This window comes from Paenibacillus sp. 01T442, from assembly GCF_056398345.1.
In genome coordinates, this window is record NZ_JBFTPF010000015.1 from 112,665 (window position 1) to 136,316 (window position 23,652).

A 23,652-nucleotide genomic window follows, 5' to 3' on the forward strand; every position below is an offset into this window, starting at 1 on the left:
TACCAATCTCTATTTATACCTTACAAACCCCATGGTAACCTAGCAGATGATAAAAAGGACCATTCATATCGCTAATTAACGCATAACCTGAAGAACATCTCCGTGTGCACTTGGAAAACTTTAACGACCTGTATTTGATAGTCCAGACATTTCCTCGATGCCGTATAGTCCTCATCAATGAGCTCACCTTTACATTATCGATGTCATCGAGGGACCCAATGTCGCTCGACGCCTCTTTTTAATATCAGGTGTAGAGGTTATATTTAATCGGGGTAGCCGCACCTCACCATCCAGAATGTATGTTTGGTCAAGGATTTCACAAATGCCATTGAGCTTGATCTTGCTGATCTTTTGAAGTAACTTATCAAGCGGAATCTCAGTCCTGATAGACAACTCGCCCAATTCGGTGCTCCCCGTGAGTATAATCAGCGTTTTCTATTTTTAGTGAATTTGAATGTTCATCAAAAAAAAATGTAATAATTTCGTTTCTTTTATGTCATATATTCGTTAGTAGAAGTGTAAAATTCCTTGCTTCCCCTATTGGCATTATATTCATCTCTCAGCCAAAATCGGATATGCTCCAAGGTGCTACTGATAATTTCAGAGGCATAGACAAAGGAATAAAAAGAGCCCGCCAGTATCCCCAGACCGTAGCTTATCGCTATGGGAAGGTTCCTACTTTGGCGGGCTTCTATTTGGACAAGCCCCTTTAGTAAACCAAAGGCTTGCTTATTTCAGGGTATCCAGGAGGCTCTTAAGCTCTGGATTAGTTTCTAGAACGTGCAGTACAATAGTTAACGCTTCGGCACGGGAAGCCTGCTTGTCTGGAAGAAACATACTATTTCCCACCCCGTTAATGATGCCGGCTGCCGCCGCTTGCCCGATCTGCTCCTTATTCCATGTCTCATCAAGATCCGAGAAGCTGGAGGACGCAGTATTAACGCTATTCAGGTTAATGATCTTGGAGATCATTGCAATAATCTCCGCGCGACTGATTTCCATATCAGGCAGGAATGTACCGTTCTCGTAGCCGGAAATTATACCTTTTTGCTGCAGGGCGCTAATGGAGCTTTCGGCCCAGTGACCGGAAATATCACTTAAGGAGCTTCCGGCAGCGTTGCCTGCAAGGCCAAATACCTTGGCAAGAACCGTAGCGAACTCCGCTCGGGTGATGCTTCTATCCGGGTGGAAACTGCCGTCCTGATATCCGGTAACCAATCCTAACTTCACAAACATACCAATTGTGGAGTCAGCCCAATGAGAAGAAGTATCAGTAAATTTCAACGGAGCCGGAATCGACTTAGCTTCCTCAATTTTTTGGGCGAAGCTGGTTTGCACACTGGCAATATCAACGACATTGCCCATGAATTGTACTCCCGGCTGAACGGGTACAGGCACTGGTGTTGGTATTGGTGTTGGTGTTCCTGTTGGTGTTCCTGTTGGTGTTTCTGTTGGTGTTTCTGTTGGTGTTTCTGTTGGTGTTTCTGTCGGCGTTCCAGTCACTCTAGTAAGTGCTTCTACTGCTGCTTTAATTGCTGCTGTTACTTCAGCCACTTCCTGCTGTGTAGCATTCTCATTTGCAACTATAGCGTTTGCTGCATTCAATTGAGTTAATAATGCTGCCCAGCTGTCTGCTGTGTAGTCTGCTTCTTTTAATGCTTCTACAGATGCTATTGCCTCATTCAGAGCCGACTTATCAACAACTTCTGGATCTACAGCTACAAGTGCTTCTACTGCTGCATTAATTGCTGCTGTTACTTCAGCCACTGCCTGCTGTGTAGCATTCTCATTTGCAACTACAGCGTTTCCTGCATTCAATTGAGTTAATAATGATGCCCAACTGTCTGATGTGTAGTCTGCTTCTTTTAATGCTTGTACAGATGCTATTGCATCATTTAGCGCCGTCTTATCAACAACTCCTGGTTCCAAGGTGTCAATTGCTATCGGTACCTTCACACCATTGTAAGTAAAATCGCTGACTTTGATATCAATTGCTGTTTGTCCCCCGCCGGAACCTGCATAGAAACCTACAGAAAGATTTGCACTTGCTGCCAAATTTGCATTTGTAGTAGTTTTTGGTGTTCCTTTGTCGGTAATTACTGTCCAAATTTCACCATCATAGCTATACGAATTAATAAATGTATTTCCAACTTTTTGAATTTTAACGTAAACATCCTTATTGAAATCATCATCTGCGTTGTAATATTCAGAGGTAGCTCCTGAGGCGGTTGACATTACGCCGAACGCCTGAGGGTGACTTCCCATGATGCCACCGTGATAACGCCGCCCTGCTGCTACCGATAAGCTATTCGGATTCGCTTTATTAACGACTGTGATAAATCCACCCTGATAATTGGCCTTAAGGCCACCGGAAATCTTAGCTGTGATTGTAAAGTCTTTATCGCCTTCCGGTACGTCCATAGAGAACATGTTTTTCCAGTTATTATCGCCAAGTACTCCTGCTTCTGTTGTGATTGTTGCAGAATCGGTATTATTGATAATAACATTGTCATTCCGATTAAGGATTGTCCATGTATCTCCATCAAGAACATACCTTGGAGGTGTAACCGTTACTTTAATTGCTGCTTTAACTGTGTTGTCGTATGCAGAAGCTACCGTTACTGTAGTCTTACCTTCAGCAACGCCTCTGATTACACCGTTCTGATTGACAGTTGCGATTGTTGGGTCTGCAACTCGCCATATCACATCTTTGAATTCTGCTTTTTCCGGACTGCGTGTAATTGCAACCGGATCAGATAAATATCCTTTTTCTACTGTCACTTCTGCCGGATTGGCAACGATTGAAGTGATGCTATCCAACTCTGATGTCGGAACTGCACGTAATGCATAGCCGCCGCCATAAAGTACATTGATGTCTAATACGGTTTGGTTTGTAACATTCGGGATAATATCCATATCTACGTCCCGTCTGTCGTTTTCTTTATAAAGCAATACCGTATACGCTTTGCCTGCATCAAGGGATACTAATGGAACTTTCATCGTTCTTGGGTTCACGCTGATTCCAGAAACATACCAGTTAGTTCCGGCTCTTCTTGCTATGCTCAGATATTGGCCAATTTCACCGTCAACCAATTCTGTTGCATCCCATTTTTTCGGGTAATTTTTATAGTAGGACATTCCTTCCGGAATACTTCTATAAGCCTCCGGCGCAGAACCCATACTATGAATTCCGTCTTCAATCAGCGCTGTCAATGCGAACTGGAATCCCATAGTCGTCTTGTTATAATCCTTAGATCTGATTTCTTCAGTAACTTCTGCCGGTCCAATTGCCGCTCGGATAAACGGAATCATTGTGTATTGTTCCGCAGTAATACCTCCTGCTTCCTGTCCACGGATCGCTTCACGTCCATATACGTTTGGATAAGTACGAATTTCACCGGTTGGTTTATTTGCACCATGTGCAAGAACCATGAGCTTGTACTTCGCCGCATCTTTATACAGATCATCATAAAGCTGCATATTACTCTGGCCTTCCCCATCAAAGAAGTCCGGCTTGATGCCTACGATACCTTGTTCAGACCATTCTTTAAAGTGCTTATCGCGTTCTGCCTGTGTATCAATATCGCTTACATGTACCCAAGCCCACAATCTAACTCCTTTTTCTTGTGCAAACGCTTTTACTTCCGGCCACCAGTCACGCATACCAGTAACGTTTCCACGACCGCCCAGACTCCAGCCTTCATCAAGGATATAATAATCCCATCCTATTTCAGCTCCAAATTCAATCCAGTTCAGATGTGTTTCAGCTTTCGACTGATCACTGATTCCACTTCCCCAGTTAGCTACCCATGACCAGGAAGATAAACCTGGGTCTACCCATGATTCATAGTCATATGTTTCGTAATCTGCCGGAGTACTCAGGTTTTCAATCATTGTATTTTTGACAATGTCTTTCGGAGTACCTGTGATTGCCGCTCTCCATGGAGATTTGAAAGGCGTTGTTGTCACTACAGCCTTCGTCCCTTGTGTCTTAGAGAATGAAACATCTAACATCCCGTTTTCTTTGACTGTAAACATAGAACCAGTGTAAGTTCCGTTGAGGTCTGCTTCTGAGAACAGCGTCCATACACCATCTTTACCATATAGGAATGGTATGGAGGGAGTAGATCCCGCTGCTAATCCTTCCGTATTGGTTTTTGTATACTGACCTTCATAGTTCCATGTAGCCGAAGTATAGTTCATCCAATATACATCTGCTTCTTTCGGAAGCTGTACGCCTGATACTTCATCACTGATTTTAATCTCTTGTGCCACATCTGTGCGGACAGCATATCTGTATGCCGTACCATCATCATAGGCGCGGATTATCAAATCAAATTCAACAGAATTATCATTTTTCCTTGCGAATGTAAGCGTCTGTTCCTTATAGTGATTTGTATATTTATCACTCTTGCCGGAAAGCACCTTATAGCTTTCATTGATTTCTTTCACTTCTGAAGCTTCTCTTAATACAAGGCCACTCGAAAAGTCACCTAAGCTGGTTACTAAACCAAGTGGTGATGTCCCAATATTTTCTACGCCATTCTTTTTCGCAGTATATTGAAGAACTCCACCTGTGATCATTTCTACCTTCATCGTGGTATGGCCATCTGGAGATGAAAGTTCCCATGATTCTTCTGTCTCAATATCTCCAACTTGAATTGCCAGAGTAGCTGTTCTTGTAACTTCGCCCAATGTTGCTTTGGCAGTAATTACTACATTGCCGTTACGTACACCAGTAACAACACCGTCTTCATTAACCGTTGCCACATCTTCATCACTGCTTGTGTAGACTACCGAATCAAATGCTGTAATTCCATTTCCATCATAATCTGCACCTGTCACGTTAAGCGGTTGTGTATGTGCAGCACCTACACCCATTTCCGTTTCACCAGAAAGCACAACGGATTTTAATGCCTTTGAATTTATAGCGAAGGGTACCGGTTCACCACCAATTCTCAGATCAGAGAACGTGATGTTTGTAGGTGTATTCCCGCCACCGTTTGCCGCTGCGATTCCTAAATAAATCTTCTCAGGGTCAATGAGTGCATTGCCCTTATCTATGAATTGATAATTTTTGCCGCCAGTGGTATCAATAATCTGATTCCAATCTGCTTTGTTGTCACTGTACGCCGCTGCATAAAAACCAGTGATTCTTCCGTTCTGCTTCTGAAGTTTCAGATAGAACTCATTGCCGATGTTTGCAGCACCTTCATAATACTCGCCAGGCGTACCACCATTCTGCATAACGCCCATGAGCATGTTTGTTCCATATGTTCCGCCAAGAAATCCATGAAATCTGCGGACCACACCAACGGCATTCGCACGGTTCTTTCCGCTTGCGATCATCAGTTGAGCCCCCTGATAGTTTGCCGTAAAATTCCCATTTACTTTCACAGTAAAATCATAGTCCGTCTGGTTCGGAAGCTGATAGTAAAGAATGTTTTTCATTCCCCCTGCATCATTAATTGCTCCACCTTCAGTTGTGATCGTAATACTTCCATCCGCATTAACAACAAGTTTTCCATTTGTCGGGTTTTCTACTTCCCATGCACTATCCAGCACCATGCTTGCTCCTGCCGCAGCTGGCAGCTCCGCCGCAAGTGCCTTGTTTACCCAATTTGGGTCAGTTACATAGGTAGCTTCGGACACCGATGAAATTCCTGCTTTCGTGACGTTGCTTTCATCAGAATTATATTGGTCTTGTTTAAATAGAGGTTGTTCAGAATTGGCAAAGGCGGCATTCGGCAATCCAAATGGCAGACTGACAATAAGCAAGCTCATAATTAAGAATAGTTTTACCGCAATTTTCGGTGTAGAACGTCTTTTTTGCAATGATACTCCTCCTCTTTTTCTTCATGTTACCTATCGGCCTTAGCACTTTGACTGACAAGTGGCTCAGGTCCGTCTCCCCCGAAATGGTAACGGAATCTCTGGGATTACAATAATTTTCTAGCCATTCGTACAATGTGCGTTGAGGCATTTCGCGCTCTAGAAACAATGTCCCCACCCTTCATCGCATAGCCTTCCAATGGCTTCAATACATACAGGATAACATGAATGTTGGCGCTTCCATGAGTCTCATAATTAATGTTGACTTGTCCATTTCTATGGTAAATAGACTTCTTTTACTATCCGTTTCTTTTCAACATATGTTTATATTCAGTAGGGGAATGTCCCTCAATTTTTTTAAATAAATTCGTAAAGTGACTAGGATTGAAATACCCGACAAGTTCCGCCGCCTCTTGTATCTGGACAGTTCCTTCTGCTAGAATTTCCTTGGCCTTGTTAATACGAAGTTCAGTCAAGAAGCGCATAATCGTAAACCCCGTTTTCTGATGAAACACGGTACTCAAGTAATTCGGCGTGACATGAAAATGCTCCGCAATTAAGTTTGTACCGATCTCGTTCCTATAATTGGACTTCATGTATTGGATAACTTTCTGCACAATGTCCTGGGATGGTTCATCCTTGTTCATTCGTTGCAGCAATCGTTCACCATGCTCCTTCAAAAGCACAATACACCTAGACATGGACGTGCCAGACTCAAGCTGAATTCGCAATGTTGTTATTAAATAAGTGCCAATTGATTGCATAATGCCGCTACCTTCAAAAAGACGTTCACTCGCTGCAGCGTATTGCTTAATCGCAAACAACGCATCCATATATTCTGAGTACTGATTCTCGCGGTAAGCCTTAACCAATCTCTCCATTTTTTTGCACAGTTCGTGATGTTCACTACTAAAGTGCTGAAACGAATGGTTGTTCCACATTTTACCCAACCCCTTCAAGATACGAAAAATGCTGCTCTGAATGATGCGATTCACATATTGATTAATATCATGCAAAGGTAAATGCTCCTGTGAAGAAATGACCGTTAGCTTCAATTCAGAAGTATTCCAGCTATCAATAATTTGTTGCAGTCGCAAGATAAATTCGTTCCAGCTTTCCTTGTCTTTGACGCTGTACCGAGGGCCCCCAACGATAGTATACTGACCACTCGGGAGGGCAAAGCAGGTAAGCAGCACTCCTTTTGCCGTAAACTCTTCAACAATCCGGTTGATTAAGATGTATACCTGTCTAAACAGTAAGGATTCAGCTGTTCCTTCTAAAGAACAATCCCAAAAAACGACAGCCATTTGAACATGCATGTATGTATACTCGTCCTTAAAGCAAACATTATCCTGCTCAAATCCATAACACAGATTCTGCACGGAATTCGCGAATTGTCTTTGTTTGTCTACAACCCTTTCTTGAATAGATGCCTTTGCAGAAAGTAAAGCTTCCCGCAACTCCCCTAAACTAAGAGGTTTTAGCAAATAGTTAAGGACACCAAGCTGTATACCTTCTTGTGCATAAATGAACTCCGAATAGCCTGATAAAATAAACCATTCCGTGTGAGGAGAAACAACCTTACCTTCTCTAATAGCATCAATTCCATTCATACCAGGCATCTTGATATCCACAAAAGCGATATCCGGACGCTGCGCTTGAAGGATGTCTAACAGTTCAGAGCCATTGCCCGCTACTCCGACAATTTCCCACTCACCTTCAATTTGGCGAATCATACTAAGCAATGTTTGTTGAGCTAAATATTCGTCATCGGCAATTACTATTTTCAATTGAATGCCTCCTTGATAGGAATTCGAATATGTATGCGAGTGCCCTCTCCAATCTTGCTGTCCAAAGCAAATTCACCTTCGGGATATGCAAGCTGCAAGCGTTCTTTAACATTGGATAGACCTACACTTTTCCCAGCTTTACTTACATCAAATCCAGCACCATTATCCGTAACCGAAATAGCTAGCGTATGATTGTTCACCACATGAACATCGACGTTCAATTCCCTTTGCTGATTCAGAGGTTCAATTCCATGAATGATACTATTCTCAACAAGTGGTTGAAGTAATAACTTTGGAATTTGAACGCTCATGCTCTCTGTATCATATCGAATACGGTACTGCAAACGATCCTGGAACCGGAGCTGCTGCAATTGGCAGTACCAAGTGAGAAAGTCGCACTCATCCTTAACGCAAGTCCAATCTCGTTGGGCAAGAATATACCTAAGCATTTTACTAAGGTGAATGATCGACTCTTCCAGCTTCTCATGCTCTCCAATCCGATTAAGACCAATAAAGCCATTTAAGATGTTATAAAGAAAATGGGGTTGGATTTGAGCTTGCAAGGACCGATATTCCGCTTGCTGTTGATTGATTTTCGCTTGATATTCGCGAACAATAAGCTCTTCCACTTGATTAATCATTCGATTAAACGCTAAACCAATTTGCGCTACCTCATCTGTCCCCCTAACTTGCAGACGTGTTTGCAAATTACCGATTTCCACTTTCTTCATCGTCCAGATGATTTCTTTAAACGGACGAATAATCCACTTTGATAAAAGAAAGAAGACAATGACAGTTAAGAAAAGTCCGCATACAGCGAACAATCCCCCGATAATGTACAACCACCTTAGCTGAGAGATAATTTCTGAATTTGGCAAAAAAAAACCAACTTCCAATGGGCTGTTCCAATATCTCGGCGAATAACCGTGTACGTATTTTCATCCTCTACTAACGAAACTGAGGACTCCCCTACGCTTTTACTCATTAATGTAGATAATGGTGCTGTGGAATAAACCACCTGTTGATTGTCATCGAGAACAGCAATGGTAGCGTTTACGTTAAATTGGAAATCTTGGATTAAATTCCGCAGCACCTCAGTATCTGCATCGGCAATAATAAAAGCAAGCTTTAACTCCGTATCAGGATCTCTTATAATCCTAGCTACCGAGAATACATCTGTCTCTAAAGGCTGCTTCAAGTAGTCTTGCTTATGACTACCAATAAAGACGGCCGACCCCTCTGCTGCCAACGCTTTGCGGTACCATTCTGTGGCAGAAAAGGGATAATTGTTAACTGGCGCTGTCAAACCTGTTGATTTGGCATAGATGGAGCCATCTGAAGTGACCAGCGTCGTTCCTGAAATATCCTTTCTCGACATACGAATAAAATTATGGAACTTTTCATTCAGTACTTCATCCATTTTCAATTTCTCAAGGGGAGAAAGCTGCGTTATAGGATCTTGTTTAGCTTTATATTTAAGCGCCTTCATAATATCGCTGTCAAAATACGGCGTTAAAGTGATTCGCTCAAGTTCATTCAGATAGCTTTCAATGTTTTTCGTAAAGGCAGCAGCTGTGCTTTCGGTATATTGTGTTGTCTGATGCAGCAGCAACTTTTGAAAAAAGTTCGGTAGAAAGAATACGATGATAACCGTTGGAATAACAATCGTCCAGAAATACAGCATCATGAGCTTAAAGCGAAAAGAATCAGATCTCATTACGTTCCTGCCTCCTAGCTTCTAGCCCTTTTATTTGGAAAGTCGATTGACTTCTTGTTTCATAAGTTGACCGAACTTCTCTGGAGCTACATCGCCTGCTAGCAACTCAATTCCCAGACTCCGCATCACATCCCACATCCCATTTGGCAAATAGATACGATCGAAATAGGGGGTGACACGTACTTGTTCATATAGCTTATAGAACGATACAAATTCATGTTCGGGGGTTACACCCTTCAAACCTGGCGGAATTTTTACGACGTCTGCAATTTTTTTCATATTGGACGGCTTTGCGAATTCATTCACCAGCAGCTTTGCTTCGGCCAAATGTTTGGACTTTCTCCAGATGCCCATTGTGTTGCGTTCTCCGCTTGAAAAAGCAGGTTTTCCTCCCACACTTAATGATGGAACTGGCATAATACCAATTCGTGTTTTCGGGTTTACTTCATAAGCATCGTCTGCAAAAGAGGGAGAAGCAAATGAAAATGCGACTTTGCCTTCGGCAAACAACTCGGGCAAATCACTGTATTTAGCCGTGAAAACATCTTGATTGATATATCCTTTATCGAACATTTCCTTCCATTTCATGGCAAGCACATTCCACTGGCTCCAGTCCGAATCTGTCGCTGTCAGCGGGTACTTTTTAAAAACATCTGACTTTTCAAATAGAGAGCTTGCGAAATAATCAAAATACTGTCCGATAGTCCATGAATCAATGCCGGAAAAAAAGAAAGGAACGACTTTCCCGTGGCTTTCTTTCACGATCTTATCCGCGGCCATCATCAACTCATCAAAAGTAACTGGAACTTGAGTATGATATTTTTCTAAAACATCCATGTTATAGGAGAAGCCATCCCTCGCTTCACTAATAGGCAATACATATACTTTCCCCTCGTCATCCGTTACAACCGATTTTATCGTATCTGTCAATTGACTCGCCCACGGCTCATCTCTAAGATCCACCAAATACTTCCCATATCGAATCTTGGCCCAACCATGCGTATCAAAAATATCTGGCAACTCGTTGGTGGCAAGTTTAACTTTCAGAATCTCTTCATATTGAAAACCAGGGAATTGCAGTTCCACTTTAATTTCCGGGTGTGTGGCCTCGAAGGTGCGTGCAATCTCATAATACACGTTCTGTACTCTTACATCGGTCACATACATGTAGACGGATAACTTTACTTCACCTGAAGAAGCGATCTTTCTACTATTATCCGCAGTCACCTGCTCCTGCTGATTGAATTGCCCTGTATCCGCTGTAGTGCAACCAGATAGCATAAGACAGACGAAAAGCAGCAAGTAGATGAGTATACCTCCATATTTTCTCATTAAAAGCAGCCTCCGAGAAACTCGTAATTTACTTCCTAGATACCAAACGCTCTCTATTCGAACTGATAACGCATACATATTTCTGTTTTATTGATCAACGCTACTATTTTCTTTCATCATCTTTTTATACGGTATCCAGACATATAAACCATCTGCCATTTCGTAGCCAATGTTGTTTTTTTCCGGTGTTTGCCCTGAGGCCAAAATATGAGCCACAGCATAGATTGCTTTTCCTTGATTTACTGCATCGTTCAGCACGGTTCCTAGAAGTGTCCCATCTTTCAACGCTTTAATAGCCGAGGCTGTGGCATTGACCCCAACAACAGGGATAATACGATCGTCTGCCAAAAAGCCGTTCTCTTGTATTGCGTCAATAGCCCCAAGAGCCATATCATCGTTATTAGCAAAAACAGCCTCTATTCGATTCCCATATAAGCCTAGAAATGTTGACATTTTCGCTTTCCCCTTTGAGCGCTCCCACATTCCCGTATCCTCAGCTAGCTTTTCCACCTTGATACCCGCATCTTCTACTGCTTTTATGGCGAATTTGGTTCGCAACTCGGCATCCTGATGGCCAGGTTCTCCTTTCAACATCACATATTGCAGTACATCATCCTTGTTTTTATCCGCTTCCGGATGCGACTTGAAATAGTCAACGATCAGTTGACCTGACATTGTACCGGATTGTTCCGCTTTAGCGCCGACATAGTAAACCTTGTCCCATTTTTTCATAGCATCTGCCACAGGCTCGCGGTTAAAAAAGACCACAGGTATGTTGGCTGCTTTTGCCTTCGTAATCATTGCAGCTGCTGCAGTCCGATCTACGGGGTTAATCGCAAGAGCATCCACCTTTTCTTTCACAAATTTATCCATTTGATGATTCTGAGTTGATTGAGAGTTGCGACTATCCGCGAACTCGACGATGACATGGCTATCAGCTGCTGCAAGTATGCTGTTCCTCACCTCTGTCATGAAAGTATCATCATACCTGTAAATTAGGACTCCAATTTTTAAGGGAGATTTCGGTAAAGTTGAATTTGAATTTGTTGCAGATTGTGACACCATGTTTATTGGAGCATTGAGATCATCTGATCGTATGATGCTGCATCCGCCCATCATAAGTAAAAGTGCAGTTGCAAGGATGTATGATTTCACTCTCTTATTCATCAAATAGTCTCCATTTTAAAAAAATATAAATATTCCCATTATCCTAGAATATTTATATTTCAATGTACATGCATTTTTCTCATATCTCCTATTTTATTTTTAAGGTACTGGTGACGGTAATAGCTTATAGTTGCGTATCATTCATCAAGCACACACTTCGCTGAGAATCTGTCATCCAGGATCGTTAACAGGAATCACCAAAAAGTAACCGGTTGCAAATAACCCCATTATATGGCAGATATTCACTAATTAAAAGGAATAATATCATTTTCTTTTATGCACTAAATTCGTTGTAACAATTTATAACATCCTCCTTTAGCGCAAAACCGATCCAAATAACAATTGCTAAGGCTGGCTTGATTATTTTCAATTTTTAGATCTTCCAGAAGATCTTTGTCGTTCCGCTCCTCACGCATTTCTCCCACTTGATCCTCACTTTCCTGATTTAGCTCCCGCTCGGCTCAATCGCCAGATTGTTATAATAATAAGCACCTGTACGGGTACTCCGGACTGCACGCCTGATGTCCACGCACGCCCTGCTCCTGAACTAACAGCTGAAGCTGTTGTTGAAGGCAGTCGCGAGAAGCTGAGACGTGCTATGTTGACGGATCCGTTGGTCAATTCCATCGCAGACGCTGATCTTATCATCGAAGAGCTGCTGGAGTTGGAGCGGGATGTGATTCCGAGTAGTTGGTATGCGATGGCAGGTTCTCGCTAAGGATTTCCTTAATCATAATGCTGACCATTTCAGCTATGAAAGATGCAAATAAGCATCCTTTTTTCCAAATTAACCTCTTCATCTAAAATGCTTGCGAAAAGGCAACTATTTCTACCCATACGCCTCCTCTAGCGCTGTTTCGGTTCAAAAGGTTGTATTTTCGCATTAATTTACCCATATATAGCCTTTGCCCCCGCTAAAGGTTGTACTATCGCATCTTTGACCAATCACGCACATGCTGACCGGCAGTTCTGCTCGTCAAAAAAAGGAGCTAAGCGCCAACGCTTAGCTCCTTCTATATCACATCACTGCAAAATCAACTGCGCTACCGCCGCCAAATCCTCAATATCGACAATATGATCGCCATTGACATCCATTTGCTTGTATTGCTCCCAATCGGAATCAGCCGACGTTTTACCGTAAGCCGCAGCGACTTGGGCCAAATCACCGACTGTGAATCTGCCATCGGTATTAATGTCACCAGGAGTTGCGCTTATGACACGGGATAAGAAGTGATTCAAGGCAGATTGAAGCACATTCACGGCTTGAGCGACTTGCTCAGTCGTTGCACCTGCATTGTCAGCTACAACTGTTGCTTGCGCAATGGCTGCTTGAAGATCCGCTTTGGCGCCGATCGGATATTGGCCAGCAAGGCTTCCCTCAACCGCCTGATCATGTTTATGTTGCGCATCGGTAATCAGATTTTGCAAGGCTTCTTTATTAACTAGTCCAGTGATTTGAACAGGGAAGCTGACTTGATCAAGTGTCTTTTCTTGACCGGCTCCATTCGCAAGCACGGCACTAGAAAGTAGGACTGTCGCATTCGCAGTACTTGTCAACGATTTGGCCTTCCAGTTCAACTTAAGCATACTTCCATTTACATCGGATACGCCGATATTCGCCATGATGAACCGCACTTTTCCTGGTGTCACGGCTTTATCCACCACGGTAACACCTGCATGCAGTTCTTCTACTGAGACAAATTCGAGTTGTGTTGGATCATACGTCACGGTCAGATCTTCCGCGTATACAGCTTCCGTAACCGAGCCAAGACTTAATGTCACACTAAATGGCTGCCCGCTGGAAACAACAGGTGGCCCTGCAAATGTGAAAGTCGGCTGATTCACAGCAGGACCTACCGAGAAGTAGTCAACATCTACAGGGATGGACGTGCCATCTGTTGCTGACATCGCATAGAAGCCCACTTTGACATTCGATAAATTGACTGTCATCGGGTCTGCCGCCTGCTGCCAAGCGGTACCATTCCAGAAGGATGTCGTGTAGACATTGCCTACCTTCGCTATCATCAGGTACACCGAATCTGTCCCCGGATGCTTTGCAACATTGGTTGCTTTCGTGTATACGGCATTTTTCTCAAATGCGCTTTCCAGATTTTTTCCAGTAGCACCCGTCGTATCCCACACATGCCCAATTCGCACATAGTTATCTTCGTTCTGCCAAACGAGCAAACCGCCTTGCTCATAATTCTTATTCACCGAACCTGTAATTTTGGTGGTAACCACGAAATCTCCCGCAGGTGCGTTTTGCAGGAAGACGTTCTTACTTGCATTGGAGTTCCCGAACATATCCCCAGCCAAAGATTGCAATCGGAGACTTCCCGGATTCGCTGTCAGACTCCATTTGCTGCTATCCGGACGGAAGATCGTCCAACTAGGCGCGAGCGTTGTGGAATCAAATGAATCTGTTGTAAAACCGTTAGGAATGGGAGCATGCACAGTAGATAAGATCTGCTGATGTGCAGCTACCAAGCTATCTAGTGCCCCTTGAATTTGACTTACCGTTGCGTTCGCATCTTGATTAACCGCCTTAGCCGCATTCAGTGTTGTCGTAAACTGATCGACGGCAGCTTGCGGATATGCACCAGGTTGAGAACCGATATGAATAGCGCCAAGGAAGCTTTCTTCTACAGTAAGTTGCGCATTCAAATCAGCTTTATTCGCTGTGCCGATCAACTCTCGGTGTGCTTTGGCGATTCGGTCAAAATCTAGCTTTTCAACTTTACGATCATACGTAAGTAGTCCATTAATTTCATACTCAACGTCTGTAATTTGCGTATAAATCGCTGCGTTCAGACCATTCGCCTTCTGCTGCTTAAGGGAGTCGATAAAACCAATATATTTATCGGTTATTTCCTTTTTGCTGCTCATTAATTGATAGGAGAAGGTCAGCGGTGTCCATTCATGCCCTGTCACGTGCAAACCAAGTCCGCCGTACTCGCCAATGACGGATGCTCTGTTCGCTGAGCGAGCAGGTGAAGCAGGTGCCGGATAACTGTGGGCGTCGTTCAGATCGCCTACACCTGTATCCCACCAACCGCTGCTGCCGTTAATGAGGCGCGTGGAATCCCAGCTTTTTACTAGATTCACGGCATCTTTGGACAATTGACCGCCTTGATCGAATTCCCCCCAGCCCTCGTTAAATACCGTCCATGTCACGATCGAAGGCGTGCTTCGAAGCTGGTCGACCATTTCCTTATATTCTTTCAACCATTGTGTTTTGGCCGCTTGGGAAATATCGCTACCTTTATTCCCTTGGCGATCCTCCAAGCTAGGCATATCCTGCCAGACCAGCAAGCCCATTTTATCTGCCCAGTAATACCAGCGTGCCGGCTCAATTTTGATATGCTTGCGCACCGTGTTCATGCCGATACGTTTAATCGTTGCCAAGTCGAATTGCAGCGCTTCTTCAGTAGGCGCGGTGTAAATCCCATCTGGGTAGTACCCTTGATCCAGCGGTCCCATCATAAAGACGGATTTGCCGTTCAACAGTGTACGCATGACACCATCAACCAGACCTGTCTTGATTTCTCTCATCCCAAAATAACTATTTACTTGGTCAACGGATTGCGTTCCGTTCTTCAAAGTCACTTGCAAATCATAAAGAAACGGGTCGTCAGGTGACCAGAGTCTTGCATTTGGAACAGGAATGGCAATGTCCGTTCCTGGAGCTCCTGTCGCTGTGCCAACAACTTGCCCATTGACGCTAGCCTTCGCTTCTACGGTTTCACCTTGGACACCTGAAGCAGCTACTTTCAGTTTCAGCACTTGATTGGTGATATCCGGCACCATGTCGAGCTTGTCAATATGAGCTGAGGCGATAGGCTCCATCCAAACCGTTTGCCAGATACCCGAACTTGACGTATACCAAATGCCACCAAGCTTCTTCACGGTTTGCTTCCCTACCGCTTGATCTTCCCCAGAATCCGTGTTGTCGAGCACGTTCACGATCAATTCATTTTGTCCCGCCTTCAATTGATCTGTTATATCCAGGCTAAATGCTGTGAAGCCACCCTTGTGACTTCCTACAAGCTGTCCGTTGACATACACAGTAGCCAAATAATCAACAGCCCCGAAGTTCAACTTCACCCGTTGACCACTCCAGCTGTCAGGAATCGTAAAGGATCGCTTATACCACATTAAGCTTTCAGTACGGTGAATCCCAGAAAGAATCGACTCTGCCGCAAACGGGACGAGAATCTTCTCTTTTAAGGTTTGACCCGTCGGAAGTGTATCGCTAGCTTTAGCAGCCTGGAACTCCCACTCACCATTAAGATTCATCCATTGCTCACGGGCCAGCTGTGGACGAGGATATTCAGGTAACACGTTATTAGAGTCCAGTTGTTCCGCCCATGGTGTCATGATTTGATACGTTGAGTCATTTTTCAAAAATTTGGAGAAAGTGCCAACGGAACTTCCGTCCCCATTGAGCAAACCGCCATTACCGTCATAACTAATCCCCACCTGTGAAACATCCTTGGAGTAAATCGGATTCTCAAAGGTGAGTACGAGAACATTGTTATTCCCAGCCTGAAGTGCCGCCGATGCAATAGGCCAGCTCGTTCCAGCAACATCCACCTTTAGATGCGTGCCGAAACCACTTGCAGTCGGTGTGGATAACGCGTTATCGAAGTTAATCTCTGCCTTCGTTCCATCCGCGGAGATGCGGCCAGCGGATTTATAACCAGCAGGTGTGAACAACGCTTCTGTTGGAATCGCTTGTTTGGCAAGAGAAGGACTCGACCATCTCACATGCAGATTAGATCCGCCAGTTGCCTCGAAGTATTCGAGCTTGAAATCAACTTTCTGGCCTGCAACCAGAGCGATAGGCGTTCCCGTTTGCTCTTTATCCCAATCATTGACCCAATGATCAAGCACAAGTTGGTTATTCACCCACAAGCGGAAACCATTGTCACCAATGATGGAGAATGTATAATTTTCGGAATAGGCAGGAACGATCGATCCCGTCCATCTCACATTCACATTATCACTTTGCCCTGTCATCAGCTTCAATGCGGTTTCCAAGGAGCTAAAATCCAAATTTGCATCAACCGTTGTCGCTTTGAAAGTTCCAAAATTAAAGCTTGGTGAGCCTGAGCTCGTATAGTAGTCACCTTTCAAGCCATGTGTTTCAGCTTCTGCAGCCTGAACGTGATGTGTAATCGATAGGGAAGGAAGACACAAACTGACAACCATGACAAGCATTAAAACCATTTTCTGCACGTCTTTGAACTTCATGCTTGAACCAACCTCTCTTATTTTGGATGCATAACGTATCAAATTCGGGGAGGCCTTTCCTAGCTATGTAATGATTCATGTTGGTATATTCAGACTCCTCGCGCTACCTCCTTCCTTTGTTTATCCATGTTAGAACTTCTTTATTATAGAAAAATACAGCTGGCGTTGTATTTACATTAATAGGCTTTTTTATACAAAAATCCCACATATAACGATACATGTCGTATCGTCAATATGCGGGATTCCGATGATCTATGTTTTACTGCGAAATCATTTGCGCCATGGCTGCAAGATCAACAAGATCAATTTGACCATCATGGTTAAAGTCTAGATTTTTCAGTTGCTCCCACGAGGCACTATTCGAAAATACACCATAGAACGCAGCTAAAATATCTAAATCATCAGTGGAATATTTGCCATCATTGTTGAGATCACCTAGTAAAGGTGTAGGAGCAGTTGGTTCCGTGTTATCTATTGGGTCCACGTGGTCTACAGGAACCGTTAGTTTTATCGTGTGTCCGACGGCATCTAACGTTGTTTCTGTCCCATGTTGATCCGCAATGATAACGTTCGCTAAGGAGATGACGGTGTTCGCTGTGTAGGGAATAGACTTGGCTTTCCATTTCAGTTTAAGCAAGGAACCATCCATGTCTACGTTACCTACTTTTGCCATTAGGAAACGCACTTGACCTGTCGACTTCGATTCGCCAACCAGTGCAAATCCTTCTGTCAAATCCTCTGCACCTACATATTCCACTTGGCTTGGATCATAAGTCACCGTTACATCCTGTGCGTACACACTTTTGGTAACATTCGAAACACCCATCTTAAGATCGAAGGTTTGATTCACTTGAACCACATCAGGACCCGTCAAGCTAGCGACGGCAGGGAGCGTAGGTTCAGGCTCTTTCACTTCCAGAGGTCGAACAACCACATAGTCTAGCTCATAGAAGCCCTCGCTTTTCATAAACTTGATGGTGTTCGTTCCCTCTTGGAGATCTACGGTTATTGGAACTGCCATGAAACGACCCCAGTTTTGTGTACCCTGAAGTTTGATCAATTGTTCCTCGCCGTTAACGAGAACTTTTCCCGTAGCCGCAGTAAAATCGCCGCCATTGGCAAACCAGATATCCATGCTGTATGTACCAGCAGCAGGAACTTGAACGGAGTTGAAAAGGACATAACTGTCTGGATAATCGATCTCTCCGACATAGCTGCCTCCTGACGCACGATTATTGTTTGTATTAATTTTCGCATGCCCAATTTCAGCTTGTTCCGCTTCATATTTCATGGTCACGGCCTCTTCTGCTTGTTCCGTCACCTCAGGGAAATAGGTAACTCTCAAGTTCTCAGCACCATAAGGTACTAAAGTAATATCCTCAGTCGGCTCTGTCGATAAGATCGGCCCTACAGGAGGTTCGGTCGCTTCGACGTTATTAGCCGATTTCCCCCATGTCGGAATTTTCTTCGCTTTCGCAATTAATTTAATTGGACTCGTTGCTTGGATGAAAGGATTCTCAGGCATAGCCCCTTTCACTACTTCGATCGAATCCTCTGGGTGTTCTCGATCAATCAGTAAGCCGTAATTCCATGGACTGCTCGATGATACACGATATTGACTATAGCCAAGAGCGCTTGCATCAAAGCCAGGAATTGCCGCGATTGGATTGGATTGAACCTGCCAATTTTCTTGAATTTGCAGAGAGAACACAAGCGGTCCGCGTTCAATACCAACGGAATTGTTCACCCAAGTTGATGTTTTCAACTTCATTGGCACTGTCAGCACAACACGGTCACCTGTCGTCCAAATTCTATCGATCGTCATATACTCGCCAGCGATAACGCCTTGCTGCGCTTGACCATTTACCGTTACCGTCGGTTGATTCGCCCATGCGGGAATTCTTAACTTGAGCGTGAAGCTTACAGCTTCTGACGTAGTCACATCGAATCCGATTTGTTCCTCGAATGGATAATTCGTCGTTTCATCAATGGTGACGTTGGCATTTTTAATTTTTGTTGAAACCCGGTTTGGTCCATACGCGATAATACCGAGTCCACCCTCAGGTGTGGCGCCCCACATATTCTTCACAAAATACGGCCAGCCCATATGCATATTAAATCGGCAGCAAGGGAAACCCGATGTTGGAGATGGCATCGTCCCATTATCATAATTCTGTTTAAAACCATGATCTGCTATATTGCTCTCAACCTGATTCGGTAAGGAATAATACTGATGGTTCTTCAACTCTTTATCCATAGCCCCAGGCAAGGAGTTGAAGGCAATTTTCTCAAGTGCATCGCCAATGTGCGGATCACCTAGAATCATTGCGGCCTCTTCGTTACTTTGCATCCGTTCTGTAATGGCACACAGTTCCACACCTTGCGTCGCTCCAATACCCGCCAACATTTCAGTGCCGGATTGCATCCCCGTGATCTGTTCATGCTTAGCCAAATTGCTGACGCCTTTTTGGAAAGCATCACGATCTTGTTCATCATGCGATCTTTGATAGTAAATGGTTGGCATTTTGATCGCTTCATTCACATTGACGGCATGGGTCGGTTGGAAATCATTGCCGAAATTTTGAAACTCATCATTGGCATAAATATCCGAAATCGGATACCCTTGATCAGCCAATGTATCTGCTAATTGAAGTAGAAAGGCATCTTCCGTCCGGTTATACAACCAGAGCACCGTGTCAATATTGTCACCTACGCGTATTTTGCCCCAATCTCTTAACGGCCGATCAGGCAATTGAGCCACTTGATAATGAAAATATTTCGTCATGAACGGAATCACGCGTCCATCATTGGTCGCTTCATAATAGTCTTTCATGACATACAATGCGACCATGCGAGGCCACCAATCATCACTGCTCTCAGGTCCGAAGGAGCCATCCGCATGCTGACTGGCGAGTATTGCTTCAATCCATTTCTGTGATTTCGCAATGAGATCCTTGTCTTTTAACGTGTAGGCCAAGGGAACAAGCCCTTTCAAGTAGTAGACCGGACGCTCCCAATCGGAATCTGGCGCTGTGCCACCAAGCCAAGCCGCGTTGGTGCCAAGCTCATTGTACAAATCCTCTGCGTAGCCTGTAGAATTGTCGCGCTGCAGTTCAAGTTGTTTAAGCAGCCAGCCTTTCGCTTCTATGGAACCTAGTGGAAGCGGAGTGAATGGTGTTTGCACAAGTGGACTTTTATTCGCTACAGGTGCGACGAATGATGCGTCAGGCACGGTATATTCACTTGCAATATAGTTATCGAATTGCGGTACGGAACGATAACTTCGCAAACCGATACCACCTTTGGTGTACTTATCCGCACTGTCATCGATAAAGTCAATGATCGGCTTTTGCGTATCATTGACATACACCTTGATTCGATTCTGATTAGTAACAACCTTCAAGTGGTAAGACTTGTTCGCATCAATGCTCGGCAGCGCTTTCACAGTCTTCAGCGCCTGCCAATTGTTGTTCATTCGTCCGAGAATAACCGTTCCATTATTGCTTAATCCTGCGTAATAGCCACGGACGTTGTCAGCACCAGGTGCAGCACTTTGCGTTTTGAAAAGTACGCCTGCATCCCCGGTTCCTGTTCCGCTAGGCTGCTTGATATCAGTTTCGAGGGTCATATCCTCAAATTCCTTATCTTTGACAAGCGCTTTATAACCATCGCCGCTATTCACCGTTATCGTACCAGCCTGCAGCTTCCAGCTGCCATCTATTTGATCCCACTGACCAAGGCTTTGCTCGGCCTGCGTTTCGAAAGTATCTTCGAATAACATGCTTCCCTCGGTAGATTTAACTACGAGATTATCGTAAGTCGGCAGCGAATTGTACATCCTTACACCAATGTTACCCGATGTATAAGTACTGTCGGACTGTGTAAGTACTAATACATCGTTCACATAGACGTTGATTAGATCACCTACAGCTGATACTTTCAGATGGTAACTTGTATTCGGATTAATCGTAACTGAAGCTCGTTTGAGCTCGGTCCAGCTATTATTCATGCGACCAACCGTAACTACACCTGTTCCGTTTGCACTAATTCCTGCGTAATACCCTTTTACATTGTCGGCACCTGGTGTCGCACTGATTGTTCTGAATAATACGCCCGCATCACCGGCTCTATCAGCCAAGCTGATATCGCTCTCTACGGTCACATCACCAAATGACTGTTCTTCACTCGTTATGGCCTTATATCCTTGCCCTTTGGCGACAGTCAATTTTCCTGCTTCAATCGCCCAAGGTCCTTCAATCACATGCCATTTGCCATCAATCGTCACCTTATCGAAATGATCAGCAAAGTAGCCTGGCAGTGCTTCTACCTCTGCCGCTTTGGCAGGAGGGTATGGCGAAATAACGGTCAAATACAAGGCAACAACTAATAATTGGACGATAAACGTCTTTATTTTCATCTCCGTGAAACCTCTTTCCTTTATGAATTGGTATTTGTTATTTAACGCTTGGCTAAACGTCCAACTTTCTCTTCTAGCTCAAGCTGGTCAACCATATGAAAGGTATCCACAATGTATCCATTCGTATCTATCATAAAAACAGTCGGCAGCGCATGAAGTTCATAGAGATCTGCTGCATGCTTATGCTCATCTAGGAGTACCGGGTATGAAATATGATTCGTAAGCACAAACTTTTGAATATTTTCTAGTTTTTCTTCTGTTGCAACATTAATCCCTACAAAATCAACTTGATTCTTATATTGCTCATAGAGCTTCCTTAACGTTGGCACTTCGACGGAGCATGCTTCGCACCAACTCGCCCAGAAATGAACAACGAGCGGTTTATCCCTCTTGCCGCCAATCGTCGAATAAGAGCCGTCTAACGTTTTCAGTGTAAAGGTTGGTGCTTTCACATCATTTGGTCCAGCTTTCCCGCGTGAACTCGCTAAATTCACGATACTTTCCAATTTATGGACATCCAGCCTCTCACCCTCACTCACTATGGGATCTGTGCTCTTATGCGAGAACAGTAAATATAAGGGTAGACAACTTAGTAGAATAATGCCGCAAATCAGTATATAATTTTTTCTCATGTACAGCTCCCCTTCCGTTACTAACATTATAGTAATCTCGAAAATAATCGTCTTTACACAATACAGATATAATGTACGTGATTCTGATAAATGTTTACGCAACTGTGTTCAACAATCTCAGATACTGCGCCTTCGAGGACGTATGCGTAATGCTGACGACACGAACCCAAACTAACTGGAAAACCTCCAGTTAATTTCGGAAAAATCCACATTTTTCAACGATTAGATGGATTTTCTACATCTATTTTCGCCAAAAGTAACTCGTCGAGCTCGATTCGGTTCGGCCCCTTAATTATGGAGTCTATCTGCTGAATACTTGCTTTCTCGCAGTTTCTCATTTTTCGTATTCAACCTTTTTTAAAGGGTAATCTCCACTACCCCTAATTTATTTGCCTTCCAGGCCTCATGATATCGGCTTGGACTTCGTGCTCAATTGGACGGTTCTCGTCAGCACACATGTCACCAAAGGCATGGCTAAGAAACTGAGGTCCGTTATCCGAACGTAGGACTGGTGCAGCTTCTCCAGGCTTCACGCGAGCCTCTAACGCACGTTTTACAGTCGCGCATACATCCTTCGCATCACAGCTAGACCCTAAGTGATACCCGACAATGCAACGATCAAATACATCAATCATGTCAAAGAGGAAAAAGAAACGATCATAGCCGTGAATATAGCCATACTTGATGTCGATCTGCCAAAGTTGATTCGGACCTGTAACTAAGCGGTTCTTCGCGATACGCCTAGGATGCTTAAACTTCTTGTCTGGTTTTTTCTGGAGCAGACCTAGCTTCTTACAGAGTCTGTAGGACTTCTTGTGGTTGATGACAAGGTTACGTTGCACATAAAGTGCATGGGCTAGATTACGATAGCCGTAACCGTGCTCCTCGCCCTCCACCAGTTCCATTAGCCACTCTTCAATCTGAGTATCGCTGATCTTCTGCCCGTCTGTCGTCAGCGAATATTTGGAAATGGGACGCCCTACTGCAATCCGAACTTCTACGACAGGCTTTGGTTGCTCCGACTGTCGCTTCCTTCTGGTGTAGTACGTTGATTCACGAACACCGATTATTCGCAGCACTGGTGCTGCTGCATAGCCCCGCTTAATCGTTTCATCGGCTATATCAAGCTTGTCTTGTAAGCGGGGTTGCTCTTTTTTAATAGTTCACGTAGCAGTTCAATTTCAAGGTCTTTCTCTCCCAGTAATTTGATGGCAGTATCCATCTTGGTTTCGAGCTCTTGAAGGCGTTTGGAATCGTCTATACGCTCACTCACAGAAGGAATAGATTCCTCACCAAATCTTTCTCTGTAAAACTTCACCCAGTTCGTAATAGTGCTGGGTGACACTGAATATTTACGTGCTAGGAAAGATAACTTAGTTCCGCTAAGAGCCTCTTGGGCTACTTTGATGCGTTGCTCATCATAAAGGATATTGCTTTTCATACATTTCATTCCCCCTCACCGATATTGTACCTTATTGCATATTGATGACTCCAATCCAATTAGGGGGCTTC

The 23,652-nt window shown here is 44.0% G+C and carries 11 protein-coding genes; all 11 read right to left on the bottom strand.

The window, feature by feature from the left end:
- Positions 1-729: 729 nt before the first annotated feature.
- Positions 730-5,835 (bottom strand): glycoside hydrolase family 97 N-terminal domain-containing protein, encoded by a 5,106-nt coding sequence (locus tag AC1DLM_RS15440; protein ID WP_477570457.1) that lies wholly within the window; start codon positions 5,833-5,835, stop codon positions 730-732.
- Between the two features lie 296 nt (positions 5,836-6,131).
- The gene (locus AC1DLM_RS15445; protein ID WP_477570458.1) at positions 6,132-7,622 is read right to left on the bottom strand and encodes a response regulator transcription factor; all 1,491 of its coding nucleotides are present in this window, start codon (positions 7,620-7,622) and stop codon (positions 6,132-6,134) included.
- The gene (locus AC1DLM_RS15450; protein WP_477570459.1) at positions 7,619-8,500 is read right to left on the bottom strand and encodes a sensor histidine kinase; all 882 of its coding nucleotides are present in this window, start codon (positions 8,498-8,500) and stop codon (positions 7,619-7,621) included. The genes AC1DLM_RS15445 and AC1DLM_RS15450 overlap by 4 nt, the downstream gene beginning before the upstream one ends.
- Positions 8,470-9,339 (bottom strand): cache domain-containing protein, encoded by an 870-nt coding sequence (locus tag AC1DLM_RS15455; protein ID WP_477570460.1) that lies wholly within the window; start codon positions 9,337-9,339, stop codon positions 8,470-8,472. Before AC1DLM_RS15455 ends, AC1DLM_RS15450 begins: the two co-directional genes overlap by 31 nt.
- Positions 9,340-9,369: 30 nt before the next feature.
- Complete coding sequence (locus AC1DLM_RS15460) at positions 9,370-10,671, bottom strand: ABC transporter substrate-binding protein (RefSeq protein WP_477570461.1); 1,302 nt, start codon at positions 10,669-10,671, stop codon at positions 9,370-9,372.
- An 87-nt stretch (positions 10,672-10,758) separates the two neighbouring features.
- Positions 10,759-11,790 (bottom strand): galactose ABC transporter substrate-binding protein, encoded by a 1,032-nt coding sequence (locus AC1DLM_RS15465; protein WP_477570468.1) that lies wholly within the window; start codon positions 11,788-11,790, stop codon positions 10,759-10,761.
- Positions 11,791-12,861: 1,071 nt separating this feature from the next.
- Positions 12,862-17,091 carry a PA14 domain-containing protein gene (locus AC1DLM_RS15470; protein WP_477570462.1) on the bottom strand — a complete coding sequence of 1,410 codons (4,230 nt, stop codon included), beginning with the start codon at positions 17,089-17,091 and terminating at the stop codon, positions 12,862-12,864.
- A gap of 259 nt (positions 17,092-17,350) precedes the next feature.
- Entirely contained in the window at positions 17,351-21,508 is a 4,158-nt protein-coding gene (locus tag AC1DLM_RS15475; RefSeq protein WP_477570463.1) for a 3-keto-alpha-glucoside-1,2-lyase-like domain-containing protein, read from the bottom strand.
- A 41-nt stretch (positions 21,509-21,549) separates the two neighbouring features.
- Positions 21,550-22,140, bottom strand: coding sequence for a TlpA family protein disulfide reductase (locus AC1DLM_RS15480; RefSeq protein ID WP_441987037.1), 591 nt, complete (start codon positions 22,138-22,140; stop codon positions 21,550-21,552).
- Positions 22,141-22,520: 380 nt separating this feature from the next.
- Positions 22,521-23,219: a transposase gene (locus AC1DLM_RS15485; protein ID WP_477570464.1), complete on the bottom strand. Its 699-nt coding sequence runs from the start codon at positions 23,217-23,219 to the stop codon at positions 22,521-22,523.
- A gap of 38 nt (positions 23,220-23,257) precedes the next feature.
- Positions 23,258-23,581 (bottom strand): transposase, encoded by a 324-nt coding sequence (locus AC1DLM_RS15490; protein WP_441992609.1) that lies wholly within the window; start codon positions 23,579-23,581, stop codon positions 23,258-23,260.
- Positions 23,582-23,652: the final 71 nt, after the last annotated feature.